We start from the raw sequence: 15,662 nt of genomic DNA on the forward strand, positions 1-15,662 counted from the left end.
AGGATACAGATGTAGGCGCGCGGGTGCCCGCTCTCAAGCTCCGGTTTCAGGCACTGGTGATATATTCGCGCATCTGTTCGGCTTCGGCCTCGATGATTTCCATCCGGTACTTCACCAGGTCGCCGATCGAAACGAAGCCCACCATGGCCCCGCCATCAACCACCGGCAGGTGACGGATGCGGCGGCGAGTCATCAGCGACAGTGCCTTGAGTGCGTCTATATTCGCTTCGATGGTGATGGCGGGCGAGGTCATCACCTCTCCAACGGCGCGGTCCAGCACGGCAGCGCCTTCGCGGGCGACGCAATAGAGCAAGTCACGTTCGGAGAAGATTCCGGCGATTCCGCCATTCTCGAGCACGGGCAGTGCGCCGATGCGTTTCTCTGCCAGCAGTTTCGACGCCGTGTGCACGCTGTCCTGCGGGCTGCAGGAGACAATGGCGTGCTCGCTGTTCTGGATTATCTTCCGGATCGACATGACTGCTCTCCCTCAAAGAGACTCGCTTGGTGGAGCTTGTCGTGATTGTGCCACGACAGGGCCGTTCCGGGCAAATCATGTGTGCAATACCGTTGCCAGCACGGCGTCAGGCAGGCATGGCGCGCACATGGTCAACCGCTCACCGCTCGACGATCCTGAAAACGCCGCCTTCGCCTGGGCGCGATTCCGGCGCCTGATGCGGCTGATGATGGGCATTACGCTGGCTACGGTCACCATCGCGCTGGTGGTGGTCTACAAGCAGGTGGACGACGTATCGCCGCACTTCTTCATCGCCACGGCGCTGGGCATCGGTTTTTCCATGCTGCTCATGAGCGCGCTGATGGGCCTCGTCTTCCTGTCGAACGGCACCGGCCACGATGCCTCGGTGCAGAATTCGCTCGACGATCTCGATCCCGATGCCAAGCGCATCGACCACCGCAACGTGGGCTGGAAGGACCAGTCCTAACCTGCTTGCGGAGCGGGATAGAGCCGGAAGTCTTCCACCGGCACGCCCCCGACAAGGTGTTCCTGGATGATCCGTTCAAGCACGGCGGGCGTGCATGAATGGTACCACACGCCGTCTGGCCAGACGACTGCGACCGGGCCAGCCGCGCAAACCTGCAGGCAATCGGCCTTGGTTCGCTGGATCCCGCCCCCTTCGGTCGTCTTGGGCCCCGTCAGGCCCAGCTCTTTCAGCCGGGTCTTGAGGTAAGTCCACGAAGCTTCGCCCTTCTTGCGCGGGCAGCACTTGCCCTTTTCGGACAAGGCACAGAGGAAAATATGGCGCTGGATAGCCTCGCCGCCGATCTCGGCAAGCTTGGCCCTGGCGGTTGCTATGCGCGGGCTGGAAGTCAGCGCTTCTTGCCCGCGATTCGTGCGATCTCGGCCTTCACCATTTCCTCGACCATGCCCGGCAGGTTGGCGTCGAGCCACTGGGCCAGCATCGGCCGCAGCATTTCGCGGACCATGCCTTCCAGCGATGTCTCGCCTTGGCGGACGATCTGGGGCCTGGCTGGCGGCTCGGCCAGCATGGCCAGCGCGGCGAGCGACTGGCGCATGGCCTCGGCCGCGTTATCGTTGGTGAGGCCTTCATCCGAAGCCTCCTCTTCGATCAGTTCTTCATTGGCCTCGTCATCTCCGATGGCGGAACCGATCACACCCAGGTCAAGCACGTCTTCCGGGGAGGTTTCGCTATCATCCTTGGCCACGAGGCCCGCACGCTTGCGCGGCGCAGAGGCGGCCTGCGCCAGTGCGGCGTTGTCACGCGCGATCACCTTCTTGATCGAAGCGAGGATTTCCTCGACTGACGGTTCGCCTTCCTGCCGCATTCAGTCCCCCGTGATGCTGGTGTCGGCAATTTCCCCATCAGGTGCCGGAATGTCAACGGTGCGCGAGCTGGTAGAAACCGGTTCGGGATCGCGCTGCCAGTCCCACACGATGCCCCGCACGCGGTCGTAATTGTCGACCGGGTCGTAAAGCACGCCTTCTTCGTCCAGGCCTAGGTCACGCGCTTCGGCCTTGCCCATGATGGCGAGTAGCGAGAAGCCGGCGACGTAGGCATTGCGGCGGGCGGTCACCAGCTGGACTTGCGCCCGCAGCAGTTCGCGCTGGGCATCGAGGATGTCGAGGATTGTGCGGTTGCCAACCGTGCTTTCCGCGCGCACGCCTTCGAGGCTGAGCTCGGCAGCGGCTACGGCGGCCTCGCTGGAGGCGATGATGGCGTTCGATGCGCGCCAGTTGGAATAGATCGCCCGGGTCTGTGCAATCACGCTCCGCTCGGTTGCGATCACCTGTTCCAGCGAGCTCTGCGCCGTGGCCGTCGCCTGGCGCTGCTGCGCGGCGACGCGGCCGCCCTGGAACAGCGGGACGCTGAGGCGCACACCGGCGGTGGCGCTGGTCGAGGTTTGGTCTGCTGTGTCGCCCGTCAGCGAGCCAAGCGTACCGAGGAAATTCTGGTAGCCGCCGTTGGTGAAAAGGCTGACCGTGGGCAGGCGGCCCGCGCCAGCCACTTCGATATCGTAGCCGGCGGCTTCGGCGCGTTCGCGCGCGGCGATCAGGTCCGGATTATGCTCCAGCGCCACGTCGACGGCCGCATCGGGACTGTCCGGCAGGCCAGGCAGCGGCGGCGGCGGTTCGAGGTTCGTCGGAGCCATGCCCACCAGCGCGATATAACGTTCGCGCGCGTTGACGAGATTGGCCTCTGCCGTGCGCAAGTCGCCGCGGGCCACGGCCAGGCGGCTTTCGGACTGGGCCACGTCAGTGCGCGTCAGGTCGCCGATTTCGAACCGGTCGCTGGTTGCTTCCAGGTTCACTGCCAGCACGTTGACGTTGTTGGTCGACAAGGCGACCAGCGCCTCGTTGAGGATCACGTCCATGTAAATGGCGACGACATCGGCAAACAGGCCGCTTTCGGTGCTGCGCAGGCCTGCGCGACCGGCTTCGATGCGGTTTTCCGCAGCCAGGATGCCATTGCGGACCGCACCGCCCTGGTAGACCGGCACAGACAGGTCGACGCTGGCATTGAGCTGTCGCTCGGGCGATATGAAACTGGTGCTGCTCTGCCGCAGGAATTCGGAATAGGTACCCGACGCGCTGAGCGATGGCAGGGCCTGCGAGCGCTGGATCACCACGCTTTCGTCCGTTGCGCGCTGCTGGGCGCGGGCGGATTCCAGCGTGGGATTGTCTTCGTAGGCGCGAAGCAGCGCATCCTTCAGCGTATCCGCCTGTGCCGGGGTGGCCAGCAGGCACACTCCGGCCAGCAGCGCAGGAATCGCATTACGGATGCGCATGATCAGAAGCTCCAGCCTTTCGGCGCAGCGAATTCGGGCAACACGGGCACCCCGGTATCGTAAACCGGCAGCAGCGACACGCCGGCTGCAGTCTTTCGGCCTACGGCAATGCGGGTGACCCCGTTGCTCACCATGCCGGTAACGATCCGGGCATCGTCAGCCAGCCGCTTGGCGAGATTGGCGGGAATTTCCTCGACCGCACCGTCGATCACCAGCAGGTCTGCACCCTTGCCCTTGCGACCGGTGCCCACAGCCTCTTCCGGGCTGAGCACGGTCAGCTCGGCCACCAGCGGCTTCAGCAGTTCGGCAAGGTAGCCGGAGCCGGCATCGACCACGATGGCCTTCTCCTTGCCGGTCGGCGCTGCTTCTTCCAGCAGCTTGCCCTGCACCAGCGGGGCAGGCAGCGCGCGGCCGTTCTCCAGCCGGATGGCGCGGTCCATGTAGGCAATGCCCTTGGCGGCGGCAGGTACGAAATCTTCCCGCGCGACTTCGCCCATGCGCTTGAGCACGAAGGGTGCGTTCACGCCGCTGGTACGCAGCTGGCTGTCGATCATCGCGCGGCGGGCGCGGTTGTCAGTGGAAGGGGCTTCGGCAATCACGGTGTCAAACTCTTGTGTTTGAGGAGGCGCCAAGTGCCTTAGGGCCTCGGTCCGCGCCTCGCAATGGGGGCATTGTCGCAATTCGTCTCGTTGCAGAAACCGTTTTGACGCAGGTGGTATGGCGGGCCTATGGCCAATTCGACCAACAGGGTTCGACCAACAGGAGGGCAGACTCGATGAGCGACATGGTGACGATCCGCGAAGAGGACCTGATCGAAACGATTGCCGATGCGCTGCAATATATCTCCTACTACCACCCGATGGATTACATCCAGGCTCTGGGCGAAGCCTACAAGGTGGAGCAAGGCCCGGCGGCCAAGGATGCCATCGCGCAGATCCTGACCAACAGCCGCATGTGCGCCGAGGGGCACCGGCCGATCTGCCAGGACACCGGCATCGTCAATGTCTTCCTCAAATGGGGGCAGGACTGCCGACTGAAATCGGACAAGAGCCTGCAGGACGTGGTCGATGAAGGTGTGCGCCGCGCTTACAACCATCCCGAAAACAAGCTGCGCGCCTCGATCCTGGCTGACCCGGCCTTCACTCGCCGCAACACCCGCGACAACACCCCGTGTGTCCTCAGCGTGGAAATGGTGCCGGGCAAGACCGTTGGCGTCGACGTTGCCGCAAAGGGCGGGGGCAGCGAGAACAAGTCCAAGTTCAAGATGATGAACCCCAGCGACAATATCATCGACTGGGTGCTGGAACAGATTCCCTCGATGGGGGCCGGCTGGTGCCCGCCCGGCATGCTCGGCATCGGCATCGGCGGCACGGCCGAACACTGCATGAAGCTGGCCAAGCAGAGCCTGATGGACCCGATCGACATGGCGCAGCTCAAGCAGCGCGGCGCGCAGACCGATATCGAGCAGTTGCGCATCGATATTTTCGACGCGGTCAATGCCACGGGGGTGGGCGCACAAGGCCTTGGCGGCCTGTCGACCGTGCTCGACGTGAAGATCCTCGACTGGCCCTGTCATGCGGCAGGCAAGCCGATCGCCATGATCCCCAATTGCGCAGCCACCCGCCATGCCCACGTCACGCTCGACGGTTCGGGCCCGGCCTACCTGCCGCAGCCTGACCTCGACGCCTGGCCGGACGTGCACTGGGAGCCCGATGCCGAAGCCAAGCGCGTCGACCTCGACAACCTGACGCCCGAAGAAGTCGCCAGCTGGAACCACGGCGACCGTTTGCTCCTGAGCGGAAAGATGCTGACCGGGCGCGATGCGGCGCACAAGCGTATCCAGGACATGCTCGACAAGGGCGAAGAGCTGCCCGTGGATTTCAAGGGCCGCGCGATCTACTACGTCGGCCCGGTTGACCCGGTGATGGGCGAAGTGGTTGGCCCGGCTGGCCCCACCACGGCCACGCGCATGGACAAGTTTACCGAGATGATGCTCGACCTCGGGCTGCTGGCCATGATCGGCAAGGCCGAACGCGGCCATGACGCGGTCGAAGTGATCAGCAAGTTCAAGGTCGCCTACCTCATGGCCACCGGCGGCGCGGCTTACCTGGTGGCGCGGGCGATCAAGGAATCGAAGGTGGTCGCCTTCGAGGAACTGGGCATGGAAGCGATCTACGAATTCACCGTGAAGGACATGCCGGTGACCGTGGCGGTCGATGCGGAGGGCAACAACGTCCACACGCTGGCCCCGATGCACTGGCGCGAGAAGATTCGCGAAGAGGGCCTGTTGGACGCCAAATAGGGCGAAATGCGGCCTGAAGGATGTATATGTGATCGACCAATGACACAGTGCTTTCGATGGAAACCACTGTCGAGACTGGCTGCCGCCATACCTCTGGGCTAAATGGTGGACATGAATTTTGCGGAAAAACCCGAAACCCGCACCTCGCGCGTTCCCTTTGCGACGGTACTGGCATCGATTGTCGGCCTCTGGGCGACATATTTTGTCATCGTCACCTTGCGTGCCGAATTGCTGGAAATGGAATTCGCCGATCAGATGATCGGGCTGCGCCTGCTGACTGTCACGGCGGGCATACTCATAACGCTGGGTCTCTGGGTCGTGCTGCGGCCTTTCGATGGCAAGCCGTTGTGGGTGAAAATCGCGGCGGCCCTGGTGTTCGCCATGCCTGCGGCCCTGCTGTGCGCGCAGGCCAACACCATTATCTTTGCCGACATGCAGGCCATGCTCAACGAGAAGGTCTTGCAGGAATTTGCCGCATCGCGCGAAATCGGTATCGAAAACGCCGATGAGACCCTGCTGGCGGACCTGTCGGAGCTGGTGACGGCGAACACGTACCAGCAGCTCGTCGAAATCGCTTTCAGTCGCTATTTCATGTTGCTCGCCTGGTGCGCGCTCTACCTCGCCCTGCTGACTGGCGAGAAGGCGCGTGATGCCGAACGGCGCGAGCAGCAGTTCCGCAGTGCCGCCAAGGCTGCTGAACTGCGGAGCCTGCGCTACCAGGTCAATCCGCACTTCCTGTTCAACACGCTCAATTCGCTGTCGGCGCTGGTCCTCACCAACAAGCCGCAAGCGGCTGAGCGGATGATCCAGATGATCAGCACGTTCTACCGCCGCAGCCTGGCGGACGACACCACCGCGGACGTGCCGCTGGCGGACGAGATCCACCTGCAGAAGCTCTACCTAGATATCGAGGCGGTGCGTTTCCCGCTGCGCCTGGTAGCGAACTACGACATCCCGGCCGAGCTGGAGAGTGTGCTGATCCCCGGCATGATCCTGCAGCCGCTGATCGAGAACTCGGTGAAGCACGCCGTTGCACCGTCGTCCGGCCAGGTGACGATCACGCTGTCCGCGCGCGAGGAATACGGCCGGCTGGTGGTGACCGTGTCGGACAATGGCCAGAGCGCCGAGGACCGCGACGACACGCGCCCCGGCTTCGGCATTGGCCTCACCAATGTGCGTGAACGGCTGGAAGCGCGCTTCGGCAAGGACGCCACCGTGGTTTCCGGCCACGTGCCCGGCGGCTATGCCACGCACCTGCGCATGCCGCTGATGCGAATGAAGGAAAAGGTAGCCGCGTGAACGACAATCCTCCCGAAACCCTGCGCACCCTGATCGTCGATGACGAGCCGCTCGCCATCGAACGCATGCAGGTACTCTGCGCGGAGATTCCGCAGCTGACCGTGATCGGCACGGCCAATGACGGCGAATCGGCGCTGCGCCTGTCGGAGAAGCTGTCGCCGGACCTGCTGCTGCTCGACATGACCATGCCCGGAAAGGACGGCCTCCAGGTCGCCGCCGAAGTGGGCAAGTCCGACAAGTCGCCGGCGGTGATCTTCGTCACCGCGCACGAGAATTTCGCGGTCGAGGCCTTCGACCTCGAGGCCATCGACTACGTGCTGAAACCGGTCGCTACGGACCGCCTCGAACGGGCCATCGAACGCGCGCTCGCACGGCGGAATGCCATCAGCGAGAATGGTGCCGCCGCAGACGATCGCTGGCTCAGCGAATTCTGGGTGCCGCACCGGTCCGAGTTGCTGCGCATCGACGCCAGCGAAGTTTACCGCATCGATGCCGAACGCGACTATGTCCGCCTGCACGTCGGTGAGACCAGCTACCTGCTGCTGCAGACCATCGCCGGTCTCGAGGAAAAGCTCGATCCGGAGAAATTCATCCGCATCCACCGTTCGGCCATCCTGCGTCGTGACCACATCAGTGGCCTGCGGCACGAGGGGTTGGGCGTCTGGTCAGCCGAACTGGCTGATGGCGAGGAACTGCGGATCGGTCGTACCTACCTCAAGAAAGTAAAGGCCATGGCGGGCCGTTAAGGCCTCGTCACATCCCCGACGCAGAAAGGGCGCCCCCTCCCTTGGAGCGCCCTTTCGCCGGGTTGGCTTTCCAGTTCTGGAGTGTTGATCACCCGCCGCGCTGGGCGGCGCTGATGACGTCGGCGAACTGACGTTCAAGCTGGCGCTTGGCCTGGCGGTAGCAGTCGCGTGCCTCGCGGGTGCGGGCGCGGGTGCCGAGCGTGGTCTCGCCAAAGCCGCAAGCTTCTTCGGCAGCATTGTCGATCCGGCGGTCGAGCGCTTCGCGGCCTTCCTCGGTCGACAGGTCGAGATCGCTGTGGGCGACAACCACGGTGCGCGCTTCGGTATCGGTGGCATGGGCGGCGGGCGCCAGCACGGTTGCGGACATGGCGATGGCCAGGGTGGCGGTGAGAGCCCGGGAACGGTTCGGGGCGCGAGTCAGCATAAGGAATCTCTCCTCAGTGTGATGTCCCAATCAGTCCCATTGTTTGTCCAGTCCACTTTCATCAGGGGGGTCGCACCGCAACCGGTGGGACTGGAACGGCTGCGGTGCGATTTGGGAGATACGCCCTTGTTTCCATTTGCGCTGCACAGGGTCGACCTGCGCGCAAGCCAATCCGACGAGCATATGTCGCGTTCGACGAAGCGCTGACTGGGCTCCACGAACGACCATTTGCGCTGGCGGCCTCATTCGGGCAGAGCCGCGAACATGGTGCTCGTCATCACCTTCCTGCTGGGCATGGGGAACTTCGCTTGCCACACAGCCGTGCTGGGCAGCGGGCACAATGCCATCACCGCCATGTCCGAAGCCACATTGCGGCTGGCGCGCGCGGCCAGCTTCGCACTGGAATTCGGCTTGCTCTGCGGAGCGCTGTATGCCGCGCAGACGGGGCATTTCCACTGGGTGTGGCTCTACGCCGGCTACACCCTGGTCAATGTCGGGGCAGCCTGGTCCATCGTCACCGGGCGATTCTGACGGGAACTGGTCACCAGCCCGCGCGGTTTCCCATGCATGGCAAGTGACAGGCTAATCTGGCTGATCCACAACGACAGCAGCGGATCGAATGATCGCGAGGCGCTCGACGGGCTTGGCCGCGCCTGCGAAGATCGCGGCTTGCGGATTGCCTGGCGCACCAGCTTTCCGACTGAAGAACTGCCGACCCCGGCCATGCTCGATGCGGCCGGGGCTGACCTGGTCGCAATCTTCGCCGGCGATGGCACGGTAAATGCCGCACTGGATGCACTGTCGGGCTGGAGTGGTGCGGTCCTCGTCTTGCCTGGCGGGACGATGAACCTCCTGTATCACCGGCTGTTCGGCGAGCAGGACATGGACCAGGTGTTGGACGCAGTAGCCGCGGCGCGCGTCCACCGCCGCCGCCCCGGGATTATCGCGAGTCCGCTCGGCAACGCTTATGCAGACCTGCTCGCCGGCCCCGGCACCAGCTGGAACGAGGTGCGCGAGGCCATGCGGAAGGTCGATGTCGCCAGCGTGGCGAGCGAGACGAGAGCTGCCTTTTCCGAAACGCTCGGCGGTGACCCGGTCCGCTGCCAGGAGCCGCCGCTGGGGCGCGTGGAAGGCTATCCGATGCTGCAACTGCAGCCGTACGACCAACATATCGCGGTGAAGGCCTACCATGCGGAAACCGCCGAGAGGTTCGTGGAGCAGTTGGTGTCCCTGGTGAATCGCGACTTCCGGTCCGGACCGTACGATGATCTCGGCACGACCGACCGATTGGTCCTGGCGGGCGTTGCCAGAGAGGGGCTCGACCTGCTGCTGGATGGCGAACCGGCGACAACCCGCGCTGCCTGCGAATTCGTGCTGGCGCGCTGCCAAGTGGACCTGCTAGCGAGCGTGGCCGATGACTGAGCGCCGCCTGCTGTTCCATCTTTCCGACATCCATTTCGGACTCGAGGACAACCGCGCGCTCGACTGGGTCGTGCAGCAAATTGCCGAGAAACGGCCCGATGCCGTGGCGATCACCGGCGACCTGACGATGCGGGCGCGGCACCGTGAATTCGCTGCCGCGACCCGCTGGATCAACGCGCTCGATGTGCCGGTCACGGTGGATGTCGGCAACCACGACATGCCCTATTTCAACCCGGTCGAGCGTTTCCTCACGCCCTACAAGCGGTTCGAAGGCATGGCCGGGCTGGTAGAACGCGAAATCGACCTGCCCGGCCTTGCCATCGTCCCGCTCAAGACCGTCCGGCGCTGGCAACCCCGGCTCAACTGGTCGAAAGGCTGGATCACCGATGCCGCGCTGGAACGCTGCCTGACGGCGCTGGACGCCTTGCCTGACGGGGTGCAGGCACTGGTGGCCGCGCACCACCCGCTGCGCGAAGTGGGTACGCAAGGCACGGCGCTAACCCGCAATGGGCGCAAGGCGCTGGAAGAGCTGGTCAAGCGCCCGGTGTTGGCGGTGCTCTCGGGCCATGTGCACGACCCCTTCGATATCATGGAGGAGACCGTGAACGGCTCCATCCGCATGATCGGGGCTGGTACCCTGTCACAGCGTGTGCGATCCACGCCGCCGAGCTTCAACGAGCTGCACTGGGATGGCGGACAGCTGACCGTGACCGTGCGCAACCTGGAGCATGTCGACAGCGCAGACATGATGATCGACGACGTTCCCGAAGACGCCATGCCGCCACGCGAACCGGGCGAGCCGGTGGCGCCTGTTGGCAAGGTACCCCGCACCGATCCCCCGGTGCACTGACTTGGAAGGGATGGGGCAATGAAGAGGTTGGCATCGCTGGCGGCGCTTGCAGCGTTGCTGGTTTCGGCTCCGGCGCTGGCACAGGACTGGCGCCTGGTAATCCATGGCGGCGCGGGAACTATCGCGCGCGAGAACATGACGCCCGAACGCGATGCCGAGATTCGTGCGGCGCTGGCTTCGGCGCTGGAGACTGGCAGCGTGGTGTTGGCAGCGGGCGGCTCTGCCCTCGACGCGGTGGAAGCGACCATTCGCGTGCTGGAGGACGACCCCAACTTCAACGCCGGGCGGGGCGCGGTGTTCACTGTCGAAGGCCGCAACGAGCTCGATTCCTCGATCATGGACGGGCGCACGCGCGATACCGGGGCCGTGGCCGGGGTGACTGCCACGCGCCATCCGATCACCCTGGCCCGCGCGGTCATGGAAGACAGCCCGCACGTGATGATGGCTTCGGGCGGCGCGGATACCTTCAGCCTCGAACAGGGGCTGGAGCAGGCACCGCCCGAATGGTTCTACACGCAGGAGCGCTATGACCAGTTGCAGCGCTTCCTCGCGCGCGACCTGTCCGATGCCGGCGACCTTGCCGGGGCGGACTTCAAGTTCGGCACCGTGGGTGCCGTCGCGATCGACATGGAAGGCAACCTCGCTGCGGGCACCTCGACCGGTGGCACCACGGGCAAGCTCTACGGTCGCGTGGGCGATTCGCCGGTGATCGGTGCGGGCACCTATGCCGACAACCGCGCCTGCGCGGTCTCGGCCACTGGCGCGGGCGAGTACTACATCCGCGAAGGCGTGGCGCACGAGATCTGCGCACGCATCCGCTTCCTTGGCGAAAGCCCGCAGGAGGCCGCCGATTTCGTCCAGGCGGAGACGCTGGAGCTGGGTGGCACGGGCGGCGTGATCGTGCTGAGTGCGGACGGCGACTGGGCCTTTTCGTTCAACACCGCAGGCATGTATCGGGGCATGGCCGAGGCCGGTTCGGAGCCGCTGGTGGCCATTTACGGCGACGAATAAGGCAGTTCGGCGTTTTCCTGCGGCGAATGGTCGCAGCGTTAACACCTGAAAGCGTCGTGAAGCGTACTTGCTTCGTATGGCAACCAAAGTCCTCATCGTTGAGGACGACCTGCTGAACCGCATGTTCTACGAGGCCGTCCTGCAGCAACGCGGCTACGAGCTGATGCTGGTAGACGATGGCGCGCGCGTGCTTGAGGCCGTCGAAAGTTTCGCGCCGGATCTCATTACCATGGATATCCACCTGCCCAATGTCTCGGGCCGCAAGTTGATCCGCCAGATCGCTGGCAATCCGGCGACGGCAAATATCCCGATTCTGGCCATCACCGCTTTTGCCGGTCGGCGTGACGAGGCGGAAATCCGCAAGGCCGGCGCGCGCTCCTACCTCGCCAAGCCGCTATCGATCGACACGCTGACGCGCGAGATCGACGCCCTGCTGGCACCTGCCGCGTAGGAATTGAACCGCACAGCAAAAAGGGCGACCCTTCGTGGGGGCCGCCCTTCGCATTTTCCTCCGTCGAGGAAACTGGTTGGAAGCAAATTAGCGCTTCGAGAACTGGAAGCTGCGGCGGGCCTTGGCCTTGCCGTACTTCTTGCGCTCCACCACGCGGCTGTCGCGGGTGAGGAAGCCGGCGGCCTTGATGACTGCGCGCAGCGCGGGTTCGTAGCGGGTCAGCGCCTGGCTGATGCCGTGCTTGACCGCACCGGCCTGGCCCGAGAGACCGCCACCGGTAACGGTGCAGACCACGTCGTACTGGCCTTCACGCTCGGCGATGGCGAACGGCTGGTTGATCACCAGACGCAGCGTCGGACGCGCGAAATAGATTTCCTGGTCACGGCCGTTGACGGTGACCTTGCCGGTGCCGGGCTTGATCCACACGCGAGCGGTGGCGTCCTTGCGGCGGCCGGTGGCATAGGCGCGGCCCTGGGCATCGAGTTCCTGCTCGCGCAGCGGCGCGGCGGGAGCAGCCGGGGTGGCTTCGCCTTCGGTAGCGCCAGCGTCGGCAGCGGGTGCATCACCCACCACGTCCTTCAGATCGGAGAGATCGTTGGCGGTGTTGTTTTCTTCGGTAGCCATTATGCGGACACCTTGTTCTTGCGGTTCATCGAGGCAACGTCGAGCACTTCGGGCTTCTGGCCGTCATGCGGGTGCTCGGTGCCGTTATAGAGGTGCAGGTTCTTCATCTGGGCACGGCCCAGCGGACCGCGCGGAACCATGCGCTCGACAGCCTTTTCCAGCACGCGCTCGGGGAAGCGACCGGCGAGGACCTTGTCTGCCGTCACGTCCTTCAGGCCGCCAGCATAGCCGGTGTGCTTGTAGTAGTGCTTCTTGCCGGCCTTGTTGCCGGTGAACTGCACCTTGTCGGCGTTGATGACGACCACGTGATCGCCGCAATCGACATGCGGGGTGTAGCTCGGCTTGTGCTTGCCGCGCAGGATGTTGGCGATGATCGTGGCGACCCGGCCGACGACGAGCCCTTCGGCGTCAATCAGGTGCCAGTTCTTTTCGACCTCGGCCGGCTTGATCGACCGGGTGGTCTTGCTCAGAGCCTTCATGGCTGTCTTCCTTAAATCTCAGGTGCGATTGGATCGCCGCCTGCTGGCCGGGAGTGATTCCCCGCCAGCCCAGCGAAGGCGGCCATTTGTCGCTTTACCTGTCGCAAGTCAAGCGATTCCGCGGCTTAGCGTAGAGGTAAAATAATACCGTGAATACGTGGGCAGGTGTCATAGCAGGTCGAGCGACCACTCTTCGTGCAGCCGCTTGCTGGAGCCGGCGACCACGGTCACGACTTCGCGTTCGGCGCTGCGCATCAAGCCGGTCTGCTGGTTGCGGACGCCGCCGAAGCTGCTGGCCACCAGGCCTTCGCCGCCTCCGGGCAAGGCCACGCGGCGCTCCTCGTGGCGCGGGGTCGGGGCCGGTGCGAACAGGTCCACCGGCAAGTGGGCGATGACCCGCTGGCTGGCCTGCTGGAGGGCGGTAGCATAGGCTGCAAGCGCTGCGCGTTCTTCCGGCGCGATCGGCTGGCGGGCGATCTCTGCCAGCGCATAGTCGACCGCCTGGCGCAAATTGTCACCTGTACTCGGTGCGACATCGGCAGAGAGAATCTGGCCGTACGGGTCGAGCGCGATCGGGAACAGGCCGCTCTCGTCGCGCGACTGTTCCAGAGCCGCAAATCGGGCCAGCGCGGCCGGGGCATCGACCGAGACCGTTTCCTGTGTCCCGTGCATCATGAAGCCGCCAGCGAACTGGCGGAAGTCGACCACGAACTGCCGGCACACGGTAAAATGCGTACCGTCAATCATGTCGCGCACCGCGGTGCGGCTGTAGCGCATCGGCCCGGACGGCGGAGCGATCAGCTGGTTTGCCGAGCTGGCGTGAGCGGGGACTGCGCAAGCCGGGGCAATGGCGGCCAGCGCGGCCAGTTGCATCATGGTTCGCCTGTCAGTGCGGTTCATCACGCGTTATCCCTATCCACCAATTCGGCCAACCAGGTGCGCGTCTCGTGCGGAGCGCTGTCTGCCTTCCAGCCGCAGATGGCCGGGGTTTGGTACGGGTGCAGTTCTGCCAGTCGCGTTGTGGCCCGCTCGAGCAATCGCGCGTCGGTCTTGAACAGGGCGCCGACTTCGCTGGCCTGCTGCACCTGCCCATTATAGCGGAAAATCGAAGTAAGGTGAGGGACAATGTTGGCGCAGGCGACAAGCCCTTCTTCCACCAGGGTGCGGGCCACCTGTTCCGCATCGGCCTGGCTGTCGAACGGGGACCAGATCAAGGCTGCGCCAGCTTCGCTCACGCCTTGCGTCCGAGGACGTGCGCCCCCCAGGCCGTAGCCGCGACCAGCAGCGCACCGACCAGCTGGTGGGCAACTGCCAGCCATAGATCCACGCCTGTGAGCACGGTGGCAATCCCGAGGATGATCTGGATCCCGAAGGCGCTGTGAATGGCTATCGAGGCCTGCCTACGCGCGGCCCGCACCTTGCGCGCCATCACGATCAACGCGGCGACGGCCACCCAGGCCCACCAGCGGTGCAGGAAATGGATGAAGAAGGGATCGTGGGTAAAAGTCCAGAACGCGCCCCTTGACCAGTCAGCCTCGGGGACGAGGCGACCCTGCATCAGTGGCCAGGTGTCGGAAGCGAGGCCGGCGTTGAGTCCTGCCACCCATGCGCCGAGCAGCAGTTGGACGAACAGGACCACGGCCACGATGACCGCCAAGCCGGTCAGGCGGGCCGGCGCGTTCTCTCCGCGCGCCGCCAGCTGGCGCAGGTCGAGTGCGGTCCATACGAGGCCGGACAGGGTGAACAGGGCGGTGAGCAAGTGGATCGACAGCCAGAAGTGCGAAACGTCGGTCATCTCCCCGCCCAGGCCCGAGCGGACCATGAACCAGCCGAACGCGCCTTGCATGCCGCCCAGCGCCAACAGGGCCAGCAGGCGCGGCTTATATCCGGCGGGAATCGCCTGCTTCACCCAGAACCATGCCAGCGGCACGGCAAAGGCGAGGCCGATCAGGCGGCCCAGCAAGCGGTGGAACCACTCCCAGAAGAAAATGAACTTGAAGGCCTCCAGGTCCATGCCCGCCGGCCCGGAGACGTTCTGGTATTCGCCGGTCTGCTGGTAGAGCGCGAACTCGGCCTGCCAGTCCGCTTCGCTGAGCGGGGGAATGGCGCCAGAGACCGGGTTCCACTGGGTGATTGAAAGACCGCTCTCGGTAAGGCGGGTAATGCCGCCGACCATCACCATCAGCGTGACCATGGCGGCGACCACGAACAGCCAGCGCGCCAGCGCGAGTGGGCGGATTGTCGATGCCGGTTCGGCAGCTTGGATGTCGTGGGGGCTCATTGCCGCGCTGACTTGCCTCCTATGACGGCAAATCGCAAGTTGCACGATAGCCAACATGGCAAGGAATCTTGCTTCGAGTGGCCATCGCACCCTTGCGCAATGTTATCATGTTACATACATGGACGCGCATGGGTTCGATCACTCCCTGGATTCGCGGCCGACTCGACCGCGCTGGCGTCATGCTCTCTGCGCTGTGCCTCGTGCACTGCGTACTCGGCCTGCTGCTGGTTGCCGGACTGGGGCTGGGCGGAACCTTCCTGCTTGATCCCGCGATCCACCGTTGGGGCCTGCTGCTGGCGACCATTGTCGCAGGGACAGCCATCGGCCTTGGCGCCTTGCGTCATCGCCGGGCCATGCCCTTCGTTGTCGCCATGTCGGGCCTCACCTTCATGGGCGGCGCGCTTGCCGTGGGGCACGGGTTTGAAGAAGCGGTGTTCACGATGATCGGTGTCACGCTGGTGGCCGCCGGACACATCCTCAACTTGCGCCACGCCTGACAGGCTCTATGT

Annotated in this window: 21 protein-coding genes; 10 read left to right on the forward strand and 11 right to left on the reverse strand. The window is 64.5% G+C overall.

The features are described 5' to 3' along the window. Window positions 1-46: 46 nt before the first annotated feature. Window positions 47-475 carry a CBS domain-containing protein gene (locus AAEO60_RS14195; protein WP_341674363.1) on the reverse strand — a complete coding sequence of 143 codons (429 nt, stop codon included), beginning with the start codon at window positions 473-475 and terminating at the stop codon, window positions 47-49. A 127-nt stretch (window positions 476-602) separates the two neighbouring features. Between AAEO60_RS14195 and AAEO60_RS14200 the strand changes: the two genes are divergently transcribed. Next, window positions 603-941: a hypothetical protein gene (locus AAEO60_RS14200; RefSeq protein WP_341674364.1), complete on the forward strand. Its 339-nt coding sequence runs from the start codon at window positions 603-605 to the stop codon at window positions 939-941. Here the strand turns inward: AAEO60_RS14200 and AAEO60_RS14205 are convergent. From AAEO60_RS14205 to AAEO60_RS14220, 4 genes are read right to left on the reverse strand one after another with little or no spacing between them, the layout of a single operon-like run. Continuing rightward, on the reverse strand, window positions 938-1,330 hold the full coding sequence (locus AAEO60_RS14205) for a (2Fe-2S) ferredoxin domain-containing protein (RefSeq protein ID WP_341674703.1): 393 nt from the start codon (window positions 1,328-1,330) through the stop codon (window positions 938-940). The two genes, AAEO60_RS14200 and AAEO60_RS14205, sit on opposite strands and share 4 nt — an antisense overlap. Then, a complete protein-coding gene (locus AAEO60_RS14210) occupies window positions 1,327-1,803 on the reverse strand; it encodes a DUF2497 domain-containing protein (protein ID WP_341674365.1) in 477 nt (158 codons plus the stop codon). Before AAEO60_RS14210 ends, AAEO60_RS14205 begins: the two co-directional genes overlap by 4 nt. Next, complete coding sequence (locus AAEO60_RS14215; protein ID WP_341674366.1) at window positions 1,804-3,264, reverse strand: TolC family outer membrane protein; 1,461 nt, start codon at window positions 3,262-3,264, stop codon at window positions 1,804-1,806. Between the two features lie 2 nt (window positions 3,265-3,266). Beyond that, window positions 3,267-3,863 (reverse strand): protein-L-isoaspartate O-methyltransferase family protein, encoded by a 597-nt coding sequence (locus tag AAEO60_RS14220; protein ID WP_341674367.1) that lies wholly within the window; start codon window positions 3,861-3,863, stop codon window positions 3,267-3,269. 176 nt (window positions 3,864-4,039) lie between these two features. On the opposite strand from AAEO60_RS14220, the gene AAEO60_RS14225 reads away from it, so the two are divergent. The 3 genes from AAEO60_RS14225 to AAEO60_RS14235 all read left to right on the forward strand — a co-directional run bounded on the left by AAEO60_RS14225 (window position 4,040) and on the right by AAEO60_RS14235 (window position 7,611). Beyond that, window positions 4,040-5,566, forward strand: a complete 1,527-nt coding sequence (locus AAEO60_RS14225; RefSeq protein WP_341674368.1) for a fumarate hydratase — start codon at window positions 4,040-4,042, stop codon at window positions 5,564-5,566. Window positions 5,567-5,677: 111 nt separating this feature from the next. Further along, window positions 5,678-6,865 carry a sensor histidine kinase gene (locus AAEO60_RS14230; protein ID WP_341674369.1) on the forward strand — a complete coding sequence of 396 codons (1,188 nt, stop codon included), beginning with the start codon at window positions 5,678-5,680 and terminating at the stop codon, window positions 6,863-6,865. Beyond that, window positions 6,862-7,611 carry a LytR/AlgR family response regulator transcription factor gene (locus AAEO60_RS14235; protein ID WP_341674370.1) on the forward strand — a complete coding sequence of 250 codons (750 nt, stop codon included), beginning with the start codon at window positions 6,862-6,864 and terminating at the stop codon, window positions 7,609-7,611. Before AAEO60_RS14230 ends, AAEO60_RS14235 begins: the two co-directional genes overlap by 4 nt. Before the next feature lie 88 nt (window positions 7,612-7,699). On the opposite strand, the gene AAEO60_RS14240 is transcribed toward AAEO60_RS14235, so the two are convergent. Beyond that, complete coding sequence (locus AAEO60_RS14240; RefSeq protein WP_341674371.1) at window positions 7,700-8,035, reverse strand: UrcA family protein; 336 nt, start codon at window positions 8,033-8,035, stop codon at window positions 7,700-7,702. Between the two features lie 264 nt (window positions 8,036-8,299). On the opposite strand from AAEO60_RS14240, the gene AAEO60_RS14245 reads away from it, so the two are divergent. The 5 genes from AAEO60_RS14245 (at window position 8,300) to AAEO60_RS14265 (ending at window position 11,769) form a co-directional block, all read left to right on the forward strand. Continuing rightward, entirely contained in the window at window positions 8,300-8,566 is a 267-nt protein-coding gene (locus tag AAEO60_RS14245) for a hypothetical protein (RefSeq protein ID WP_341674372.1), read from the forward strand. A 36-nt stretch (window positions 8,567-8,602) separates the two neighbouring features. Further along, complete coding sequence (locus tag AAEO60_RS14250) at window positions 8,603-9,457, forward strand: diacylglycerol/lipid kinase family protein (RefSeq protein ID WP_341674373.1); 855 nt, start codon at window positions 8,603-8,605, stop codon at window positions 9,455-9,457. Next, a complete protein-coding gene (locus tag AAEO60_RS14255) occupies window positions 9,450-10,307 on the forward strand; it encodes a metallophosphoesterase family protein (protein WP_341674375.1) in 858 nt (285 codons plus the stop codon). Before AAEO60_RS14250 ends, AAEO60_RS14255 begins: the two co-directional genes overlap by 8 nt. Before the next feature lie 18 nt (window positions 10,308-10,325). Beyond that, complete coding sequence (locus AAEO60_RS14260; RefSeq protein WP_341674376.1) at window positions 10,326-11,318, forward strand: isoaspartyl peptidase/L-asparaginase family protein; 993 nt, start codon at window positions 10,326-10,328, stop codon at window positions 11,316-11,318. A 76-nt stretch (window positions 11,319-11,394) separates the two neighbouring features. Continuing rightward, window positions 11,395-11,769, forward strand: a complete 375-nt coding sequence (locus AAEO60_RS14265; protein ID WP_341674377.1) for a response regulator — start codon at window positions 11,395-11,397, stop codon at window positions 11,767-11,769. An 87-nt stretch (window positions 11,770-11,856) separates the two neighbouring features. Here the strand turns inward: AAEO60_RS14265 and rpsI are convergent, their stop codons facing one another. The 5 genes from rpsI to AAEO60_RS14290 all read right to left on the reverse strand — a co-directional run bounded on the left by rpsI (window position 11,857) and on the right by AAEO60_RS14290 (window position 15,153). Then, on the reverse strand, window positions 11,857-12,393 hold the full coding sequence (gene rpsI, locus AAEO60_RS14270) for a 30S ribosomal protein S9 (RefSeq protein ID WP_341674378.1): 537 nt from the start codon (window positions 12,391-12,393) through the stop codon (window positions 11,857-11,859). Then, entirely contained in the window at window positions 12,393-12,872 is a 480-nt protein-coding gene (rplM, locus tag AAEO60_RS14275) for a 50S ribosomal protein L13 (RefSeq protein ID WP_341674379.1), read from the reverse strand. The genes rpsI and rplM overlap by 1 nt, the downstream gene beginning before the upstream one ends. Window positions 12,873-13,040: 168 nt before the next feature. Continuing rightward, window positions 13,041-13,772: a hypothetical protein gene (locus AAEO60_RS14280; RefSeq protein ID WP_341674380.1), complete on the reverse strand. Its 732-nt coding sequence runs from the start codon at window positions 13,770-13,772 to the stop codon at window positions 13,041-13,043. Then, window positions 13,772-14,107, reverse strand: coding sequence for a divalent-cation tolerance protein CutA (gene cutA / locus AAEO60_RS14285; protein WP_341674381.1), 336 nt, complete (start codon window positions 14,105-14,107; stop codon window positions 13,772-13,774). The genes AAEO60_RS14280 and cutA overlap by 1 nt, the downstream gene beginning before the upstream one ends. Beyond that, window positions 14,104-15,153 carry a COX15/CtaA family protein gene (locus AAEO60_RS14290; RefSeq protein WP_341674382.1) on the reverse strand — a complete coding sequence of 350 codons (1,050 nt, stop codon included), beginning with the start codon at window positions 15,151-15,153 and terminating at the stop codon, window positions 14,104-14,106. Before AAEO60_RS14290 ends, cutA begins: the two co-directional genes overlap by 4 nt. A gap of 128 nt (window positions 15,154-15,281) precedes the next feature. Here AAEO60_RS14290 and AAEO60_RS14295 point away from each other — a divergent pair, with 128 nt between their 5' ends. Continuing rightward, window positions 15,282-15,650, forward strand: a complete 369-nt coding sequence (locus AAEO60_RS14295) for a MerC domain-containing protein (RefSeq protein ID WP_341674384.1) — start codon at window positions 15,282-15,284, stop codon at window positions 15,648-15,650. Window positions 15,651-15,662: the final 12 nt, after the last annotated feature.

The organism is Aurantiacibacter gilvus (assembly GCF_038289935.1).
In the GTDB taxonomy this organism is placed as follows: Bacteria; Pseudomonadota; Alphaproteobacteria; order Sphingomonadales; family Sphingomonadaceae; genus Alteraurantiacibacter; species Alteraurantiacibacter gilvus.